Source organism: Solirubrobacter pauli (assembly GCF_003633755.1).
Lineage (GTDB): Bacteria > Actinomycetota > Thermoleophilia > Solirubrobacterales > Solirubrobacteraceae > Solirubrobacter > Solirubrobacter pauli.
Genome location: NZ_RBIL01000001.1, coordinates 1,785,633 through 1,804,788, shown reverse-complemented (window position 1 = coordinate 1,804,788; position 19,156 = coordinate 1,785,633). Strand labels below are relative to the sequence as shown.

Here is a 19,156-nt window from a genome sequence, read left to right as displayed (position 1 = left end):
GATGGTCAAGGGAGTTGCGGCCGTGTGGCTGCCGGTCACGGACATGTCGCGCGCGGTGTCGTTCTACGGCCAGACGCTCGGATTGGACGTGACCGAGCACGACGGCGATTGGAGCGAGATCGACGCCAACGGCGTCAAGATCGGCCTCAACAGCAGTGAGTCGCCCAGCGGTGACGGCGGCGCGGCGATCGCGTTCCAGCCCGAGGGGGACATCGAGGCCGAGGTCGAGCGGCTCAAGGGCGAGGGCGTCGAGTTCCCGGACGGCATCGCCGACCAGCCGTGGGGCAAGATCGTCACGTTCAAGGACCCGGACGGCAACGACCTCCAGCTCTACTCGCCGAACTAACCTCTGCGCGCTCGTGGAGCGCGCATCCGGATTGCTGTCGTGGCGTCGTGAGGCGCCGCCTTCCTTGGAGGCCCGCGGCGTTCGCGTCGTGCGCTGGGAGGCGGCGCCCGACCTGCTGTCCGGAGACGAGCCGGTGGCGCTGCTCGGCGTGCGGCTGGAGACGGTCGCCGACGTCCGCCGGCTGCACGAGACGCTGCTCGTGCCGATGCTGCGGGCGGGCGTGCCAGTGCTCGTCGAGTGCGACGTGACGCCGGACGAGCTGGACGTCGCTCGCTTCGTCGAGCCGGGCTTCGAGCACGCGCACACGCTCGAGCGGCTGCGGTGGCTGGTGGCGCGCGCCACGGTCGGCGACCCGCGGTTCGCCGGGCCGACGACGATCGAGCCGCACCGGCCGCTCGACCCCTCGCAGCTCGCGGCGGCGCGCGCGCCGGGCGGCGTCGTGCAGGTGATCGCGCCGGCGGGGTCGGGCAAGACGACCGTGCTCGTCGAGCGCGTCCGTGAGCTGCTGGCGCGCGGCGCGGACCCCGAGCGCGTGCTGTGCATGACGTTCAATGACCCGGCCGCGGCCGAGCTGCGCACGCGGCTGGAGGCGGCGGGCGCGGGGCGCGTCGCGGCGCGGACGTTCCACTCGGTCGGGCGGCGGATCATCGCCGCGCACGGGCTGCTCGAGGGACGCGAGCTCCATCACGGCTGGACGGTCCCGCAGTGGGCCCGGTTCGCGCGCCAGGCGGCGGCCGAGGTGGGCGGGACGGTGCCGGAGCCGGCCGAGCTGCCGGGGCTGGTCTCATCGATCCGGCTCGGTGAGCTGATGAGCCCGCAGGAGTGGGAGGACGCGTGCCCGCAGGACGAGCACGCGCGCGTGGTGGCGCGGGTGTACACGCTCGTCGAGCGCGAGAAGGCGCGCGGGCGCCTCTACGACTTCGACGACATGATCGTCCACGCGGTGCGGCTCCTGCGCGCGCATCGCGAGGTGCGCGAGCGCTGGCAGGGCGCGTTCGAGCACGTGCTGGTCGACGAGTACCAGGACATCGAGCCGGCGCAGGAGCTGCTCGTGCGGATGCTGGCTGCGCCGCACGACGACCTGTTCGTGGTCGGCGACGAGGACCAGACGCTGTACGGCTGGCGGCGCGCGAGCGTGCGCACGATGCTCGACCTCGAGCGGGCGTTCCCGGCGCTGCACCGGGTGGCGCTCGAGTTCAACTACCGCTGCACGCCCGAGGTGGTGCGGGCGAGCGCGGCGCTGATCGCGCGCAACCGCAAGCGGTTCGCGAAGCCGATCAAGCCGGCCCCGGGCCGTGAGGACGGTGGCGCGCGGGCGATCCGGATCGCGCGGTACCCCGAGTCCACGCCCGGTGCGGCGCCGCGGCTGCTGGCGCGCAAGCTGGCGGCGTACGGGCGCGGCGAGATCGTCGTGCTGGGCCGCACGATCAACGCGCTGCGGCCGTTCGCGCTGGCGGCGGCCGACGCGGGCGTGCGGATCTCCGGTCCGGAGGAGCTGTTCGAGTCCGCCGGCGCGCAGGAGACGCTCGAGGCGTACTTCGCGGTGCTCGCCGAGCCGCGCGCGGCCACCGAGGCGGACGTCCGGGTGATCCTGCGCCGGCCTTCACGCGGGTTCGGTCTGGACGCGGCGGCACGGGTGGTGGACGCGCTGGCGCGCGGCGCGTCGCTGGGGCGGGCGGTCGAGCAGCTCCCCGACGAGGGCTGGAAGGTGTCGCGCGCGGGTGAGCAGCTCGGCGCGCTCGTCGCCGCCCGGGACGCGGCCGCCGTGATCCGGCGCCTGCGCGTGGACGGGCTGGACCGCTACTTCGACGAGGTCGCGCGCGCCTCGGCTCGCCCCGACCGCGACGACCGCAAGGTGCTCGACGAGGCCGAGCAGGAGGCGCGCGGCCAGTCGGTCGCCGAGTACGCGGCGGTGCTCGACTCCCGCCGGCTCTCGCTGCGCCGCGCGCGTGACGAGCGCGGCGGCATCGAGCTCACCACCGTGCACCGCGCGAAGGGCCGCCAGTGGCCGCGCGTCGTCGTGGTCGCGTGCGACGAGGGCGTGCTGCCGCACCGCAACGCGCTCAACGCGCTCGCCGACGCGGTGGCTGCCGGCGAGGGCGTCGAGGCCGAGCGCCGGATCGCCTACGTGGCCTTCACCCGCGCCACCGAGGAGCTCTCGATCCTGCACACCGAGGGCCGCCACAGCCGCTTCCTGCACGACGCGGGCCTGGTCGCCGAGCCCGTCCCGGAGACGGCGAAGCCGGCCGATCCCGACCCGCCCTCGCGCGCCGGCTTCTGGGAGCCGCCGCGCCTGCCGTCGAGCACCCGGGCGACCGGCGAGCGCGGCACCGCGCTCGAGTCCGCCGCCGAGGCGCTCGGCGACCATGCGGGCACCGTCGGCGAGTTCCTGGACACGGTCGAGGCACTCACCGAGAACGAGCGCGCACGGGTCCTGAAGGCCGTCGGCCTCGGCGCTGAAGCCGCCGTGCCCGACCTCCCACCGAAGACCCGCCGGTCCCTGGCGGCGACGCTGCGAGTCATGGCCCGGCGCTGATCCGGGTATCTGAGCGGGATGGACCACGACGCCGTCCGCGCAGAGCTCGAAGCGCGCCGCGACAACGCCCGCGCCCGCGTCGCCACCCTCGCCAAGCGCCCGGAGCGCGGCGCCTCCCAGGGCTTCGGCAAGCGCATCGGCGACGGCACGGTCGAAGCGATCTCCCGCTTCACCGACATCGGCATCGGCACGTCCGTCGAGGTCGGCCTGGAGCGCACCGAACGCGCCCTGGCGAAGCTCGACGAGGGCACCTACGGCCTGTGTGACACGTGCGGCCGCCCGATCGCCGAGAAGCGCCTCCGGGCGATGCCGGACGTGGTCCAGTGCCTGGATTGCGCGCGGGCGCGCCCGCGCCGCTGACGGCGTCAGGCCGCGTCGGCGCTGGGGTCGTAGGTGAACGGGTCGTACGGCAGGTCGGGATGCTCGCCCGGCGCCGAGAGGTCGTAGCTGCGGAGCTGACCGGACGCCTCGTCGAACGCGACCGCCCGCCGGAGCGTGAAGGGCGGGTGGTCGTCCGCGCTGCAGAGCGCCGACAGCCGCTCGGAGACGGCCTTCATCGCGCTCATCGTCCGCATGCGCGCCGCGAACAGGTCGCGACCGACGTGCACGGCGTTGTCACGCATCGCCTCGGTCAGCACGGGGCCTGCGCCGTCGACGTCCGCGAGGTCGTGCTTCGCCCAGTGCGCGAGCTCGTGGGTGGTGCGGTCGATGATCGCGATGCGCGAGTAGAAGCCGTAGAAGAGCTGATGCAACGCGTCCGGCCGGTCAGGCTCCGGGATGGCGTCGGTGTACTCCGCGAGGCCCTCGGCCAGCGTCGTCGGTTGGGACATGCCTCACAGCGTGCGGCGCGTGTCAAGAACGGGCCCGTTCCTCCAGCACCCTGGCGCTGGGCTCATCGCCGCGTGAGCGCCACGAGGTAGCGGCACGCCGTGCAGGCGACGAACACGCGTGCCGACGGCGCCCCGAACTCCAGGCAGTCGCCGGGCTCGAGGGCGTGGTCGGTGCCGTCCTCGCGGATCGTCAGCGAGCCGGCGAGGACCCAGATCTGCTGGTGGATGAACGCGTAGCTGTCGGCCGGGTAGGCGATCTCGACGCCGGCGGGCAGGTCGACCTCGACCAGCTCCAGCGGGCCACCGGACACGGGGGACAGGGCGCGGCGGCGGTAGCCCGTCTCGGGGTCGGTCCAGACCGGTTGCTCGTCGGCGCGGGCCAGGCGACGGTCGGACTGCTCGGCGCGGGCGACCAGCTCCGAGAGCGTCAGGCCGAGCGCGGCGGACAGGCGGCCGAGCAGGGCCGCGGTCGGCTGGGCCTCGGCGCGCTCGACCTTCGCGATCATCGCCCGGGACACGCCGGAGCGGTCCGCGAGAGCGGCGGCGGAGAGGCCGTGGGCCTCGCGGGCGGCGCGGACGGTCTCCGCGATCGAGGCCGTGAGATCGACTGACACGATAGTGAACAGTATCGCTACTATCGGCGACATGGTCGTTCGCCCCGCCACCCCCGACGATGCGCCCGCCTGCGCCGCGATCTACGCGCCGTACGTGACCGACACCGCGGTGTCGTTCGAGGAGGAGCCGCCCGACGTCGCCGAGATGGCACGGCGGATGGCGGCGGCGCACGTGTGGCTGGTGCTTGAAGATGCGGGCGAGGTCGTCGGCTACGCGTACGCCGGCACGTTCCACGCGCGGGCCGCGTACCGCTGGGCGACCGAGACGAGCGTCTACCTGCGGCGCGGATTCGAGCGCCGCGGCGGCGGCCGGGCGCTCTACGCGGTGCTGCTGCCGTTGCTCAAGGAGCGTGGGTTCACGTCGGCGATCGCCGGGATGACGCTGCCGAACCCGGGCAGCGTGGGGCTGCACGCGTCACTCGGCTTCGAGCCCGTCGGCACGTACCGCAGGATCGGCTTCAAGCACGGCGCCTGGCACGACGTGGCCTGGGCGCAGCTGATGCTTGCCGACGGCGACTCAGCTCCGCACGAGTAGGCAGTCCAGCTCGAGCAGGCCGAGCGCGTCGTCGCGCCCGACGCTCGTCAGCTGGGCCGGGCGGAACCCGAGCTCGCCGAGCCGCGTCAGCACGTCCAGCCAGCTCGTCGAGTCCTCGTAGATCGGGCGCACGGACAGCTCCGCCTGCAGCGCGACGACGTGGTCGAGCACGCCGGCGGCACCCTCGATCACCTCGAGATCCCAGCCCTGGGTGTCGGTCTTGAGCAGCACGCGCGGCTCGCGGACGTCGACCAGATCGCCGAACACCTCGTCCAGCCGCGCCACCGGCACCTCCTCCTGGCGGTCGACCGCGCTGCCGCCGAACCGGTCGATCGAGAACGCGTTCGGCTCCAGGAACGACGTGAAGTTCGACTCGCGCGCGACGTTGATCTTCGCCCGGCCGGGTTCGCGGCCGAGGGCCAGCCGGTGCACGCTCCAGGCCGGATCAGCGGCGGCGCGCGTGTCGAGCGCCGCGTACGAGGCGGAGACGGGCTCGAACGACACGATCTGGCCGGCATAGCCGCTGGCGCGCAGCAGGTCGCGGTAGCCGCCGCGGTGCGCGCCGACGTCGAGCACGACGTTCACGCCCGCCCGCTGCAGGACCGCCCGCAACAGCGCGGAGTGCGCGGCCAGCTCGACGCCGAGCGGGTTGGCGAGGTCCCGCGGGACGTCGCGGTAGACCGAGTAGCCGCGGGCCTTGAGCAGCCGCTGCAGGAGCGTCTTCATCCCAGCACCACGCGGTCGAGCTCGTCGAGCACGCGCGCATCGACGTCAGGGTCGAACTTGCGCGCGAAGTCGTTGCCGGAGGCGAGCATGGCGTCGAGGTCGGCGACGCCGAGCACGGCCGGGTTCGGCGAGCCCGGCTCCCAGCGGGTGAAGCGGCGGGTGTCGCCGCTCAGCTGCATCCCGACGGTGGTGTAGAGGACGGTGTGGGGGTAGGACTCGGTCGGCATCAAGGCGCGTCGATAGTGGCGCATCAGCACCGGATCGCCGTCGACGACCGTCTCGACGGCCGCGCGCGAGAGCGTCAGCCAGTCGGCGCCGCGCTGCGTGTGCTCGCTCAGCCGGCGCCCGCGGACGCCCAGCACCGTGCCCCACGGCATCTCCCGCAGCGTCAGCAGCGGCCGCGCGGCGGACACGGCGCGCCGCAGCGCCGGGCCGGGCGGGCGGATCGCCCGGTAGCGGTAGAAGTAGCGCCGCGCGAACTCGTCCGGCTCGGCGCGCGACCACGCGGGCGGCTCGACCGGGACCGTCTCGACGTACGCGTCCCACGGGCGCTCGCGCAGCTCCCGCTCGCTGGTCTCGAGCGGCCGGATCGGATAGTCCTGCCCGGACAGCACGACCAGCCAGTCGAAGTCGACCCGGTCGAGGGCGTGCCGCAGGCAGCGGACCAGCATGTCCAGCTGGGACGTCCAGCCCCACGCGACCGGCGTCGGCGGCAGCACGCGTTCCACGCCGCCGAGGGCGGCCAGAGCGGTCTCGTCGAGGGCCACGTGCCGATCGTCGTGGTGCATGACGAGCGTGCACGACGGGCTCCCGGTGCGGAGCGTCCGGGCGAGCCGCAGCACCTGGTCGGGCTGCCGGTGCGAGATGACGACGTAGGCCGTACTCACCAGACGTCGCCGTCGCGCCAGTCGCAGACGAGGTCGCCGTCGAGGTCCAGGCCGTCGCCGCGCACGAGGATCCACCCCAGCTCCTCCGGCGTGTCGACCAGCCCGTCCGGCGTGAACGCGCGCAGCGTGCCCGTCCACGCGCGCCAGCCGCGCCCGAGGTAGAACGGCAGCCCTTCGTCGCTCGAGCCGAGCGCGCCGAGGTCGTAGGCGCGCGTGACGATGGTCTCGACCTCGCCCATGAGCGCGCTCGCGACGCCGCGGCGCCGCCGGTCCGCGCGCACCGCGACCCCTTCCACGTAGCCCGCCCGCAGTGCCCGCCCGGCGTGCAGGAGCCGCCGTTGGACGATCGCGGCGTGCCCGATCAGCTCCTCGCCGTCGTAGGCCAGCACGTGCAGGCCGCCGAGGCAGTGCTCCCAGTCCTCGGCGGTGAGCTCGCCGTCGAACGCGACCTCGAGCAGCTCGCGGGCGGCGGCCAGCACCGTGCCGTCGAGCGCCGAGGTGTGCACCGTGCGAATCACGCCCTGCGAGAGTACGAGGCACCCATGATCCACGAGTTCGTCACCTTCCGGTTCAAGCCCGAGATCACCGCCGACCAGCAGCAGGAGACGATGGGCGCCCTCGGCCGCCTGCTCGCGCACCACGACGGCCTCCTCGGCCGCGACGTCTACGTCGACGACGAGGGGCACTGGATCGATCACGTGCGGTGGGCGACGCTCGAGGCGGCACAGGCGTCGGCGGCCGCGCTGCAGGAGCACGCCGACGCGGCGCCGCTCCTGGCGCGCTTCGACCTCGCCGCGACGCGGCTCGCGCACTACCGACACGTCGCGCTCGACTGACCCCTAGGGGTGCGGGAGCCTCGCCGTCGCGGTGGGGAGCCAGCACGCGCGGTTCCTAGAGGCTCCTCGGATGTACCGGACCCGTCGGCCCGGTGAGATGGAGGCATGCCCCGCATCGCCACCCCCTCCACCGAGCTCGCGGGCAAGAAGGCCGGCGCGAAATGGTCCCGCGTCGCCCCGCGAGGGCAGCAGCCGAGGCTGCCTTAGCCTGGCCCCACTGGGGAACTCGGGGGCGGCGACGCGCGTGCGCCGCCCCCGAGCGGGCCGAATCGTTGTCCGGTCAATAAACGTCCAGGACGTTTAACTTGTCCGCGAAGGCCAGGATCTCGTCGCGCCGGTGCACCCGGTCGCGCCAGTGGGGCGGGATGCCCTCGAGGCCGTAGAGCGCGCCCGCCAGCTGGCCGGCGATCGCCGCGGTGGTGTCCGCGTCGTCGCCGAGGTTGACCGCGGCGAGGATCGCCGCCTCGAACGAGTCGGTGGAGGCGACCGCCCACAGCGCCGCCTCGAGCGCGTGGACCGCGTAGCCGCCGCCGCGGATGGCCGGCGGCGTGCGGTCCAGGAACGAGCCGGCGAGCACCGTTGCCACCTCCGGATGCGCGTCGACCGTGCGGCGCCGCAGCACGTCGCCGGAGCCGTCGAGCGCCTCGACCAGCAGCCGGGCGAACCAGCGGGTGGCGTCGATCGCCGCCGGCGCGCCGTGCGTCGTGCGCGCGCTCTCGCCCGCGAAGCGCACGGCCGCGTCGACGTCACCGGCGTACGCGAGCGCGACCGGCGCGAGCTTCATCAGCGGCCCGTTGCCGCCGGCTTCGGGCGCCGCGTCGCCCGGGTACGGCTCGCCCGTGGCCTCGAAGCGCGCGAGCGCGGCGGCGGTCGCGTTGCCGATGTCGAAGCACTCGCCGGTCGAGGACCAGTAGCCCTCGCGCCACCAGCGGGTGTACCGCCGCAGCTGGTCCACCGGGTCGAAGCCGCGGCACTCGACGAGGCTCTCGGCGAGGCACAGGGCCATCGACGTGTCGTCCGTCCAGGCGCCGGCGGGCAGCCTGAACGGCCCGCCGCCGACCATGTCGGTCACCGGCGGGAAGCTCCCCGGCGGCGAGAACTCGACGGTGGTGCCGACGGCGTCGCCCACCGCCAGCCCGAGCAGACAGCCACGAGACCGGTTCACGCGGCGGAACGGTACCTGGCCACCGCGAGCGGGAAGCAGATCGCCGTCAGCACGAGCGGCCACACGACCGCCATCAGCACCGCGTGCTCGGCGATCCAGGACTGGCTCTCCCACCCCGGGTTGCCGAACAGCTCGCGTGTCGCGGCGACCGTCGACGAGAGCGGGTTCCACTCCGCCACGGTGGCCAGCCAGCCCGGCATCGACGCCGGGTCGGTGAACGCGATCGAGAGGAACCCGAGCGGCCAGACGAGGATCTGCACGGCGGTGACCGCCTCCGGCTTCCCGGCGGCGAGCCCGAGGTACACGCCCATCCAGATCAGCGCGAAGCGCAGGAGCACGAGCAGGCCGACCGCGGCCAGCGCGTCGGCGACGCCGCCGTGGATCCGCCACCCGATCGCCCACCCGACCGCCATCAGCACCAGCAGCCCCGCGACCGCATGCAGCAGGTCCGCGAGCGCTCGTCCGGAGACCACCGCCGAGCCCGCCATCGGCAGCGAGCGCAGGCGGTCGGTGATGCCGCGGTTGGCGTCCGTCACGATCGCCGTCATCGTCGTCTCCAGGCCGAACACGGTCGTCAGCGCGAGCATCCCCGGCACGAGCAGCTCCGGGTAGTCGTCGCCGTAGCCGCCGCGGAGCAGGTAGGCGAACATGACCAGCACCAGCACGGGGAAGAGGAAGCCGGCGAGCGCCACGAACGGCTGCCGCGCCCAGTGCGCGAGCGCGCGCAGCGTCAGCGTCCAGGTGTCGGCGAGCGCCCAGCGCACGCTCATCGCGTCAGCTCCAGGAAGACCTCGTCGAGCGTCGGCCGCCGCAGCGACACGTCCTCGGCGTCGAGCTCGGAGACCACCGCCGCCAGCGCGCCCATCCGGTCGCGTACGGGCGCGCTCACCCGCAGCGCGTCGGCGTCCACGTCCACCGCGCCCACCGCGACCCGCTCGAGCAGCGCGGCCGCCACGCCCAAGTCGTCCGCCGCGCGCACCACCACTTCGATCCGGTCGCCCGCGAGCGCGTCCTTGAGCTCGGTCGGCGTGCCCTCCGCCACCACGCGCCCGCCGTCGACCACGGCGATCCGGTCGGCCAGGCGGTCGGCCTCCTCCAGGCGCTGGGTGGTGAGCAGCACGGTCATCCCCTCCGCGGCCAGCGCCCGCACCGCCTCCCACACGTCGAGCCGCGAGCGCGGGTCCAGGCCCGTGGTCGGCTCGTCGAGGAAGAGCACCGCGGGCGCGACCAGCAACCCGGCCGCCAGGTCCAGACGCCGTCGCATCCCGCCCGAGTAGCCGCTGACGGCGCGATCCGCCGCCTCCGTCAGCCCGAAGCGCTCCAGGAGCTCGTCCGCGCGCGCTCGCGCGCGCGACACCCCGAGGTGCAGGAGCCGCGCGAACAGGACGAGGTTCTGCCGGCCGCTCAACGCCTCGTCGACGGCCGCGTGCTGGCCGACGAGCCCGATCCGCCGCCGCACGCCCGCCGGATCGCGCGCCACGTCCACGCCCGCGACGACCGCGCGGCCGGCGTCGGCCCGCGCGAGCGTCGCCAGCACGCGCACCGTCGTCGTCTTGCCCGCGCCGTTCGGCCCCAGCAGCCCGCACACCGTCCCCGTCGCGACGGCCAGGTCGAGCCCGTCCAGCGCGACCGTCGGCCCGTAGCGCTTGCGCAGTCCGTCCGCCTCGACGGCCATCTTCTCTCCGTACGCCATACGGAGTACCGTACACCATACGGAGTTTCGACGTGACCGAATTCAGCGGCAGCGGTGATCCCGTGCGCAGCCTCGAGCTGCTGTGGCGGGTGCAGAGCCGGCCCAAGCGCGGGCCCAAGCAGCGCCTCGACCTCGACGAGATCGTCGCGGCGGCGATCGCGCTCGCCGCCGCCGACGGGCTGCCCGCGCTCTCGATGCGCAAGGTCGCCGAGCGGCTGGGCGTCGGAACGATGTCGCTGTACACCTACGTCCCGGGCAAGCCAGAGCTGCTGGACCTGATGGTCGACGCCGCGATCGAGCCGCCCGCCCCCCTACCCGACGCAGGCTGGCGCGCCAAGCTCGAGCGGATCGCCCGCGAGAACTGGGACCGCTACCACCGGCACCCGTGGCTGCTCGACGTCACCCCGGTACGCCCCGTGCTCGGCCCGAACACGATCGCCCGCTACGAGCACGAGCTCTCCGCCCTGGAGGGCGTCGGCCTCACCGACGTCGAGATGGACTCCGCGCTCGGCCTGGTCAACGGCCACGTCGAGTCCTCGGCCCGGCGAGCGCTCGAAGCGGCGCAGGCCGAGCAGCGCAGCGGGCTCACCGACGAGGAGTGGTGGAGCGCTCGGGCGCCGGTGCTGGAGCGCGTGATCGAGCCTGATCGCTACCCGATCGCGTCCCGCGTCGGAACGGCTGCAGGTGAGGCGCACAACGCCGCTTTCGCGCCCGAGCACGCGTTCGCGTTCGGACTGACAACCGTGCTCGACGGGATCGAATTCCTCATACAAGCAAGGGCTTCCGACGCTTGAGTTCGGATGTGCCCCCAACTTTTACCGAAGCCGCTGGACTTATTCCTGCGCATTTGAAATAAGTCCTGGCTCAGGAGAGTGGAGTTCAACGGAGGAGAGCCGTTAATGCGCAGGATGCGGTACGCGCTGCTCGCGGTCGTCGCTGCCATCGCGTGGGCGATGTCAGCTTCACCAGTCCGGGCAGCTGAGACGGTCGTCATCGATGCCGTCGACACGGCCGGCCAGGTGTGGAGCCCCGCCACCCGGACGATCAAGGTGGGCGACACCGTCCGCTGGGAGTTCGACCAGGCGCTGGTGACGCACAACCTGAAGTCCCAGGGCACCAACTGGGCGGAGCCGATCAACGAAACGCGCGAGGTCAACGGACCCGCGATCTCCCGGACGTTCACGACGCCGGGCACCTACGACTTCTTGTGCGACCTGCACACCGGCATGTCCGGCAAGGTCATCGTCGAGGCCGCGCCGGCCGCGACGCTCAGCAAGGTCCTCGTCTTCTCGAAGACCGGTGGCTTCCGCCACGACTCGATCCCGCAGGGCATCGCGGCCATCCAGGCGCTCGGCCAGGCCAACGGCTTCACGGTCGACGCGACCGAGGACGCCGCCGCGTTCACCGCCGCGAACCTCGCCCAGTACGACGTCGTCGTCTTCATGTCGACGACCGGCGAGATCCTCAACGACGCGCAGCAGACCGCGTTCGAGGGCTACATCAAGGGCGGCGGCGGCTTCGCCGGCGTCCACGCCGCGTCCGACACCGAGTACAGCTGGCCGTGGTTCGGCGAGCTGGTCGGCGGCTACTTCCGCAACCACCCGCCCGGGACGCCCACGGCGGCGGTCGACATCGAGGACGGCGACGAGCCCTCCACGACCGGCCTCCCGACCCGCTGGACGCGGACGGACGAGTGGTACAACTTCCAGCATCCGGTGACCCCCGCGGTCAACGGCAACACGACGGTCGCCGACTACAGCCCGCGCGCCCGCCAGGTGAAGGTCCTCGCGACGGTCGACGAGTCGACCTACGACGAGCAGGACGGCAACACGATCGACGACGACCACCCGGTCGCGTGGTGCTCGAACTTCGACGGTGGCATCTCGTGGTACACGGCGATGGGCCACACCCAGGCCTCGTTCGCGGACGCCGATTTCCGCAAGCACCTCCTCGGCGGCCTGCGCACCGCGGCCGGCGTGGCGGGCGACTGCGGCAAGCCGCGCCAGACCCCGCCGACGGCCGCGGACTTCGAGAAGATCACCATCAACAACGACACGAACGCCCCGATGGAGATCGACATCGCCAATGACGGGCGAGCGTTCTACATCGAGCTCGACGGCCGTGTCCAGATGTGGAACCCGACCACCCAGGTCACGACCACGGTCGGCACGATCCCGGTCACGCTCAGCCACGAGAACGGCCTGCTCGGCATCCAGCTCGCGCAGGACTTCGACACGAGCGGCTACATCTACCTCGCCTACTCGGCACTGCCGGACTCCAGCAACCAGAACCGCGTCTCGCGCTTCAAGCTGACCGGCACCACGCTCGGGCAGGAGCAGATCATCTACACCTGGCAGCACCAGCGCCAGGAGTGCTGCCACACGGGCGGCTCGCTCGAGTGGGGCGCCAACGGCGACCTGTACATCTCCACGGGCGACAACACCAACCCGTTCGCGCACGGCTTCAACCCGACCGACGAGCGCCCGGGCCGCCAGATCTGGGACGCGCAGCGCACGTCGGCCAACACCAACGACCCGAACGGCAAGATCCTGCGCATCCGGCCGATCCCGAACGCGACCGGTGCGCCGGGCGTCGGGACGACCTACACGATCCCGCCCGGGAACATGTTCCCCGTGGGCACGGACAAGACCCTGCCCGAGATCTACGCGATGGGCTTCCGGAACCCGTTCCGGATCAACTACGACAAGAAGACCGGCTGGATCCTGATGGGCGACTACGGCCCGGACGCCGGCTCCACGGACCCGAACCGCGGTCCGCAGGGCTCGGTCGAGTGGAACGTGGTCAAGCAGCCCGGCTTCTACGGCTGGCCCTACTGCATCCGTGAGAACGTCCCGTACAAGGACATCACCTACACGTCCAACGCCGGCGGCACGGTCAAGGGCGACTACAGCTGCTCCGCCCCGGTCAACGACTCGCCCAACAACACGGGCCTGACGAACCTCCCGGCCGCCATCCCGGCGTCGATGTGGATGGGCTACTCCGAGACCGACACCCGCTTCCCGGACCTCGGCACCGGTGGCGCCCCGATGGGTGGCGCGCGGTACTACTTCGACGAGAACTCGAACTCCGACACCAAGTTCCCGCGGTTCTACGACGGCCAGTGGTTCATCGGCGAGTGGAACAACGACTGGATCCGGACGGCCGACCTGAACAACCAGGGCCTGGTCACGGGCGTGTCCAACTGGGCGCGCACCACCGGCTACATCAGCCCGATGGACATGGAGTTCGGCCCCGACGGCTCGCTGTACGTCGTCGAGTGGGGCCAGGGCTTCGCGGAGAACAACCCCGACTCGGGCGTCTACCGCGTCGACTACATCAGCGGCTCGCGCACGCCGATCGCCAACGCGACGGTGAACAACGACGCGGTCCCGGTCGGCACCACGGTGCAGTTCTCCTCGGCCGGCTCCAACGACCCGGACGGGACGCCGATCACGTACCTGTGGAACTTCGGGGACGGCACGCCGACCTCGACGCAGCCGAACCCGTCGCACCAGTACACGGCGGCCGGCACCTATGACGCCACGCTGACGGTCACGGACGAGTCCGGCGCCACGGCGGTGGACACGGTCCGCGTCGTCGTCGGCAACCAGCGCCCGGTCGTCACGATCGAGCTGCCCGAGAACGGCAAGATCGCCGACTTCGGGGACAAGATCCCGTACAAGGTGTCCGTCACCGACCCGGACGGCGGCTCGACCGGCGCCGGCACGATCAAGTGCGAGGACATCCGGATCGAGGTCAAGCTCGGCCACGACACCCACGCGCACGAGCTGTCGACGCTCTCGGGCTGCGAGGGCACGTTCACGGTCACGAGCGTGGAGGGCCACGGCGTGAACGCCAACGTGTTCACGGTCGTCACGGCCAGCTACACGGACGCGGGCAACGGCCCGGCCGCCGGCGTGACCGGCTCGGCCGAGGCGATCCTGCAGCCCAAGCTCAAGCAGGCCGAGTACTACCTGACCACCGGCCGCACGGCCGACGGCCGCGGCACGGGTGACCCGGGCGTGACCCAGGAGGCCACGACGGACGTGGGCGGCGGCAACGCGGCCGCGTTCATCGAGGACGGCGACTGGATCTCGTTCAACCCGTACAACCTCGAGGACCTGACGAAGGCGACCTTCCGCGTGGCCTCGGGCGGCGCGGGCGGCATCATCGAGCTGCGGTACGACGCACCCGACGGCCCGCTCGTCGCGGCCACCCCGAACATCGCGCCCACGGGCGGCTGGCAGTCGTGGCAGGACGTCACGATCAACCTGCCCACCACCATCCCGCAGGGCACGCACCGCCTGTTCATCGTGTTCCGTCACCCGACGAACACGGGCTCGCTGATGAACCTGAACTACTTCAAGTTCACCGGCAAGGGCGCGGCGGTCACGGCACCGCCGGAGGTCAACGCCACGGCCGAGCCGGTCAGCGGTGTGGCGCCGCTCAACGTCGCCTTCAACGCCGACGCGACCGACGCCGAGGGCGAGGCGATGACGTACGCGTGGGACTTCGGCGTGCCGGGAACGGACGCTGACAAGTCCACGCAGAAGGCGCCCAACTACACGTACACGACGCCGGGCAACTACACGGCGACCGTGACGGTGACGGACGCGTCCGGCGGCCATTCCTCGGACACGGTCGAGGTCCGCGTCACGCGGCCGCTCGACGAGTGCCCGACGGGCCCGGCCCGCTCGGACGAGTTCGACGGCACCGCGCTCGACAGCAAGTGGACCGTCGAACGGCCTGACGCGGCGAACCCGCTCAGCGTCTCCGGCGGCAACCTGAACCTGCCGATCGCCCCGGGCTCGATGTACGGCAACGGCACGACGGCCAAGAACATCGTCGTCCAGTCGGCGCCGGACGGCGCGTACACGGCCACGGCGAAGATCTCGGCGAGCGCGCTCACCGAGAACTACCACCAGGCCGGTCTGCGCGTGTGGGCGGGCGACGACAACTGGGCGTCCATCCACATGATCTCCGCGGGCGGCACCCGTGACTTCGAGTTCATCACCGAGGTCAACGGGAACCCGCGCAACGAGGGGGCGGACAAGCTCGGCGGCATCCCGGCCGACAGCCCGCTCGACTACTACGTGCGGATCATCTCCGACGGTGAGAACCTGACGGCCGCGTACTCGTACAACGGCACGACGTTCACGCCGGTCGGCCGCCCGGTCTCGCTGGCGACGTTCACCGACGCCAAGATCGGTCCGGCGGCGCTGTCCGCCGAGGCCCCGAGCGTGCCGGTGGCGCGCTTCGACTGGATCCGCTTCGACCCGGACGGCACGGGTGGCGGTGGCTCCGAGGGCATCGTCGACGAGTTCGAGGGCACCACCCTCGACGGGGCCTGGGAGCGCATCCGCGGCGACCAGTCCTCGGTCGTGGCCGGTGGCACCCTGCAGATCCCGGCGCAGCCGGGCGACATCTACCAGACCCGCAACGACGCGAAGAACCTCGTCGTGCGGCCCGCGCCTACCGGTGCCTGGGTGGCGACCACGAAGGTCAACTTCAAGGGCACCGCGCAGTACCACCAGGCCGGGATCATGGTCTACGGCGACGACAACAACTTCACGAAGTTCGGCCGCATCGCTCACACGACGGCCGGCGCCGAGAAGTTCGAGTTCATCAACGAGGTCAACGCCGTCGCGCGCAACGAAGCGGCGGACTCCACGGCCAACGTGCCCGCGAACTTCCCGAACGACTTCTGGCTGCGCCTGACGTCGGACGGGACGAACGTGGTCGGCCACTACTCGACCGACGGGACCACGTGGACCGCGGCCGGGCGTCCGGCGGCACTGCCGGCGAACGCCAAGATCGGCCTGTTCGCGTTCTCCAACGACGGCACGGGCAACCCGGTCGCGGCCTTCGACTCGTTCACCCTCACGGGTGACGCGGTCGGTGGCGGCGGCGGTGGCGGCGGCACGCCGTCCGGCCCGAGCTACGACGACCAGTTCGACGGGGCGTCGCTGGACAAGACGCGTTGGAACGCGATCGTGCGTGACAACCCGGCCGAGTACTCCCTGACCGGCGGCAAGTTCAACCTGACGCTGACCCAGGGCGACATCTACACCGGCGACACCAACCCGCCGCCGAACGGCTTCATCCTCCAGGACGCGTCGCACGCCGGCGAGGACTGGGTGATCGAGACCAAGATCGACGCCTACACGTTCAACGGCGGCTACGCCCAGGGCGGCCTGATGGCCTACCTGGACGGCGACAACTACATCAAGTTCGACGTCATCACCGACCCGAACAACGCACGGGCCAACCGGATCGAGCTCCGCTCGGAGATCGCCGGTGTGATCCAGGAGCCCCAGTCGAACGCGACCCTCACCGCCGCTCAGGCCGAGGGCCCGTTCTACCTGCGGCTCACCAAGACGGGCACCAGCTACAAGGGCGAGTACTCGTTCGACGGCGTGGCCTGGACCGCGGCGCCGAACAGCCCGGTGACCAACCCGATGGTCGCGCCGGACTTCGGCATCTTCGGGTTCAGCCCGCAGGCGGACGGCGTCGGCGACACGGTGTCGTTCGACTACTTCACCCTCGACGGCCCGGACCCGAGCAGCTGCGAGCAGTGCAACGGCCCCGGCGACCCGTTCGACGGTGACGCGCTCAACACGACGAAGTGGAGCGCGATCGCCCACGACGACGCGACGAAGTACGCGGTCGCCAACGGCGCGCTCAAGGTCACCACGACCGCGGGCGAGATCTACCAGGCGTCGACGGGCGGTGGCCCGCTGATCCTGCAGCCGGCCGCCAACGCCGGCACCGACTGGGTCCTGGAGACCAAGCTCACCAACACGCTGGACGGTGGCTACTCCCAGGGCGGCATCCTCGCCTACGGCGACGACAACAACTACGTCAAGCTCAACGCGATCGCCGACGACAACAACGTGAACCGGGTCAACCGGCTCGAGCTGCGGTCGGAGGTCAACGGCACGGTGAGCGCGACGGCGTCGGATCCGCAGATCACGGCCGCACAGGCCGCGGGTCCGCTCTGGCTGCGCCTGACGAAGGCCGGCAACAGCTACACCGCGCAGTACAAGACCTCCGAGGCGGGCGAGTGGATCGCCTTCTCCGGCCCGGTCACGAACGCGATGGTCTCGCCGAAGTTCGGCCTGTACACGCAGGGCGTGCTGCAGTCGGGCGACACGGTCACGTTCGAGTACTTCTCGGTCGACGGCGACAGCACGGGCTGCCCGCCGGTCGACGAGAACAACGCGCCGACGATCGAGTCGGCCACCGCGACGCCGACGTCCGGCTTCGCCCCGCTGCAGGTCAAGTTCGACGTCACCGCCTCGGACGAGGACGACGACGCGCTCACCTACAGCTGGGACTTCAACGGCGACGGCACCGCGGACTCCACGTCCGAGGATCCGACGTACACCTACACCACGGCCGGCACGTACGAGGCCAAGGTGACGGTGTCCGACGGTGAGGACACGCGGACGCGCACGGTGACGGTCACCGTCTTCGGCGCGGACGACCCGGAGGCGCGCTTCCGGGTGCTCGTGTTCTCCAAGACCACGGGCTTCCGCCACGACTCGATCCCGGCGGGCATCGCCGCGATCAAGGCGCTCGGTGAGGCGAACGACTTCCAGGTCGACGCCTCCGAGGACTCCGGCGTGTTCAACGCGACCACGCTGGCTCACTACGACGCGGTCGTCTTCCTGTCGACCACGGGCGATCCGCTCAACGCCACGCAGCAGACGGCGTTCGAGAACTACATCAAGGGTGGCGGTGGCTACGTGGGCATCCACGCCGCGGCCGACACCGAGTACGAGTGGGGCTTCTACGGCGGTCTCGTGGGTGCGTACTTCCGCAACCACCCGGCCGGCACGCCCACCGCGACGGTCCGCATCGACGACGCGGACCACCACTCGACGCAGGGCCTCCCGAACCCCTGGAGCCGTGTCGACGAGTGGTACAACTACCAGTCGCCGGTCAACCCGGTTGTCGGTGGCGGCGGCGACGACTACAGCCCGCGTGGCCAGGTCCACGTGCTGCTGACGGTCGACGAGGCCACCTACGGCGAGGAAGACGGCAACACGACGGATGACGACCATCCGATCTCGTGGTGCCAGCGCTACCAGGGCGGCCGCTCGTGGTACACGGGCATGGGTCACACCCAGGCCACGTTCAGCGAGGCGCCGTTCCTCAAGCACCTCCTGAGCGGCCTCGAGATCGCGGCCGGCGTGCAGGCTGACGCCGACTGCGGCAAGCAGGGTGGCAATCAGAACCCGACGGTGAGCATCCAGCGCAACCCGGCGGGTGACGTCTATCCGGGCGACCCGGTGGCCTTCACGTCGACGGCGTCCGATCCGGACGGCGACACGCTCACCTACGAGTGGGACTTCGGCGACGGCGGCACCGCGGCCACCAAGGACGCGATGCACACGTACACCGAGCCCGGCGTCTGGTACGCCAAGCTCACGGTCCGTGACGGCAAGGGCGGCAAGGCCACCGCGCTCGTGCCGGTGAACGTCCAGCCGTTCAACGAGAACGAGGTCGAGGTCGGCGTCGGCGGGCTCGTCCCGAGCACGCTGGCCCTCGACATCAAGGGCTCGGCGAACCTGGGCGTGTTCCAGCCCGGCGTCGCCAAGGACTACACGGCGACGCTCAACGCCACGGCCACGTCGTCGGCCACGGCATCGGCGCTGACCGTGCGCGACCCGAGCACCAACCACACGGGTCACCTGGTCAACGGCTCGGCGTTCCTGCCGCAGCCGCTCCAGGTCCGCGCGACGGACACGGCCAACCCGAGCACGGCGTTCGCGCCGCTCCCGGCGACGCCGACCGCACGCCTGAACCTCCTGTCGTTCCCGACCCCGGTCAGCGGGCGCGAGCTGAAGATCGACTTCAAGCAGTCGATCGCGGCGAGCGACGAGCTGGCGACGGGCGGCTACGGCAAGGTCCTGGTGTTCACGCTGTCGGCGACCACGCCGTAGGCGAGTAGGAGGGGGCGGCCGCGTCGCGGCCGCCCTCGCA

At 71.8% G+C, this 19,156-nt stretch carries 15 protein-coding genes; 7 read left to right on the top strand and 8 right to left on the bottom strand.

Annotated elements, in window-relative coordinates; genetic code table 11:
- Position 1 precedes the first annotated feature (1 nt).
- From C8N24_RS08450 to C8N24_RS08440, 3 genes are read left to right on the top strand one after another with little or no spacing between them, the layout of a single operon-like run.
- Positions 2-346: a VOC family protein gene (locus C8N24_RS08450; protein WP_121249632.1), complete on the top strand. Its 345-nt coding sequence runs from the start codon at positions 2-4 to the stop codon at positions 344-346.
- Positions 347-359: 13 nt separating this feature from the next.
- On the top strand, positions 360-2,882 hold the full coding sequence (locus tag C8N24_RS08445; RefSeq protein ID WP_147447698.1) for an ATP-dependent helicase: 2,523 nt from the start codon (positions 360-362) through the stop codon (positions 2,880-2,882).
- A gap of 18 nt (positions 2,883-2,900) precedes the next feature.
- Positions 2,901-3,242 carry a TraR/DksA family transcriptional regulator gene (locus tag C8N24_RS08440; RefSeq protein WP_121249630.1) on the top strand — a complete coding sequence of 114 codons (342 nt, stop codon included), beginning with the start codon at positions 2,901-2,903 and terminating at the stop codon, positions 3,240-3,242.
- A gap of 5 nt (positions 3,243-3,247) precedes the next feature.
- Here the strand turns inward: C8N24_RS08440 and C8N24_RS08435 are convergent, their stop codons facing one another.
- Both C8N24_RS08435 and C8N24_RS08430 read right to left on the bottom strand, forming a co-directional pair.
- Positions 3,248-3,712 carry a hypothetical protein gene (locus C8N24_RS08435; protein WP_121249629.1) on the bottom strand — a complete coding sequence of 155 codons (465 nt, stop codon included), beginning with the start codon at positions 3,710-3,712 and terminating at the stop codon, positions 3,248-3,250.
- Between the two features lie 62 nt (positions 3,713-3,774).
- Positions 3,775-4,326, bottom strand: coding sequence for a helix-turn-helix domain-containing protein (locus C8N24_RS08430; RefSeq protein ID WP_121249628.1), 552 nt, complete (start codon positions 4,324-4,326; stop codon positions 3,775-3,777).
- 31 nt (positions 4,327-4,357) lie between these two features.
- Between C8N24_RS08430 and C8N24_RS08425 the strand changes: the two genes are divergently transcribed.
- Positions 4,358-4,861, top strand: a complete 504-nt coding sequence (locus tag C8N24_RS08425) for a GNAT family N-acetyltransferase (protein WP_121249627.1) — start codon at positions 4,358-4,360, stop codon at positions 4,859-4,861.
- Here the strand turns inward: C8N24_RS08425 and C8N24_RS08420 are convergent.
- Genes C8N24_RS08420 through C8N24_RS08410 form a run of 3 tightly spaced genes read right to left on the bottom strand, consistent with a single transcriptional unit; the run spans position 4,844 to position 6,992 of the window.
- Positions 4,844-5,587, bottom strand: coding sequence for an FkbM family methyltransferase (locus tag C8N24_RS08420; protein ID WP_121249626.1), 744 nt, complete (start codon positions 5,585-5,587; stop codon positions 4,844-4,846). The genes C8N24_RS08425 and C8N24_RS08420 overlap by 18 nt on opposite strands.
- Complete coding sequence (locus C8N24_RS08415) at positions 5,584-6,474, bottom strand: beta-1,6-N-acetylglucosaminyltransferase (RefSeq protein ID WP_170178940.1); 891 nt, start codon at positions 6,472-6,474, stop codon at positions 5,584-5,586. The genes C8N24_RS08420 and C8N24_RS08415 overlap by 4 nt, the downstream gene beginning before the upstream one ends.
- Positions 6,471-6,992: a GNAT family N-acetyltransferase gene (locus C8N24_RS08410; protein ID WP_121249624.1), complete on the bottom strand. Its 522-nt coding sequence runs from the start codon at positions 6,990-6,992 to the stop codon at positions 6,471-6,473. Before C8N24_RS08410 ends, C8N24_RS08415 begins: the two co-directional genes overlap by 4 nt.
- A gap of 24 nt (positions 6,993-7,016) precedes the next feature.
- Here C8N24_RS08410 and C8N24_RS08405 point away from each other — a divergent pair, with 24 nt between their 5' ends.
- Positions 7,017-7,310: a hypothetical protein gene (locus C8N24_RS08405; protein WP_121249623.1), complete on the top strand. Its 294-nt coding sequence runs from the start codon at positions 7,017-7,019 to the stop codon at positions 7,308-7,310.
- A gap of 280 nt (positions 7,311-7,590) precedes the next feature.
- On the opposite strand, the gene C8N24_RS08400 is transcribed toward C8N24_RS08405, so the two are convergent.
- The 3 genes from C8N24_RS08400 to C8N24_RS08390 are packed head-to-tail and all read right to left on the bottom strand — an operon-like array spanning position 7,591 to position 10,168.
- The gene (locus C8N24_RS08400; protein ID WP_121249622.1) at positions 7,591-8,475 is read right to left on the bottom strand and encodes an ADP-ribosylglycohydrolase family protein; all 885 of its coding nucleotides are present in this window, start codon (positions 8,473-8,475) and stop codon (positions 7,591-7,593) included.
- On the bottom strand, positions 8,472-9,245 hold the full coding sequence (locus C8N24_RS08395) for an ABC transporter permease (protein WP_121249621.1): 774 nt from the start codon (positions 9,243-9,245) through the stop codon (positions 8,472-8,474). Before C8N24_RS08395 ends, C8N24_RS08400 begins: the two co-directional genes overlap by 4 nt.
- Entirely contained in the window at positions 9,242-10,168 is a 927-nt protein-coding gene (locus C8N24_RS08390) for an ATP-binding cassette domain-containing protein (protein ID WP_211339886.1), read from the bottom strand. The genes C8N24_RS08395 and C8N24_RS08390 overlap by 4 nt, the downstream gene beginning before the upstream one ends.
- A 32-nt stretch (positions 10,169-10,200) precedes the next feature.
- On the opposite strand from C8N24_RS08390, the gene C8N24_RS08385 reads away from it, so the two are divergent.
- Together C8N24_RS08385 and C8N24_RS08380 are read left to right on the top strand one after the other, a co-directional pair.
- On the top strand, positions 10,201-10,962 hold the full coding sequence (locus C8N24_RS08385; protein WP_121249620.1) for a TetR/AcrR family transcriptional regulator: 762 nt from the start codon (positions 10,201-10,203) through the stop codon (positions 10,960-10,962).
- Positions 10,963-11,067: 105 nt separating this feature from the next.
- The gene (locus C8N24_RS08380; RefSeq protein WP_121249619.1) at positions 11,068-19,116 is read left to right on the top strand and encodes a ThuA domain-containing protein; all 8,049 of its coding nucleotides are present in this window, start codon (positions 11,068-11,070) and stop codon (positions 19,114-19,116) included.
- Positions 19,117-19,156 lie beyond the last annotated feature (40 nt).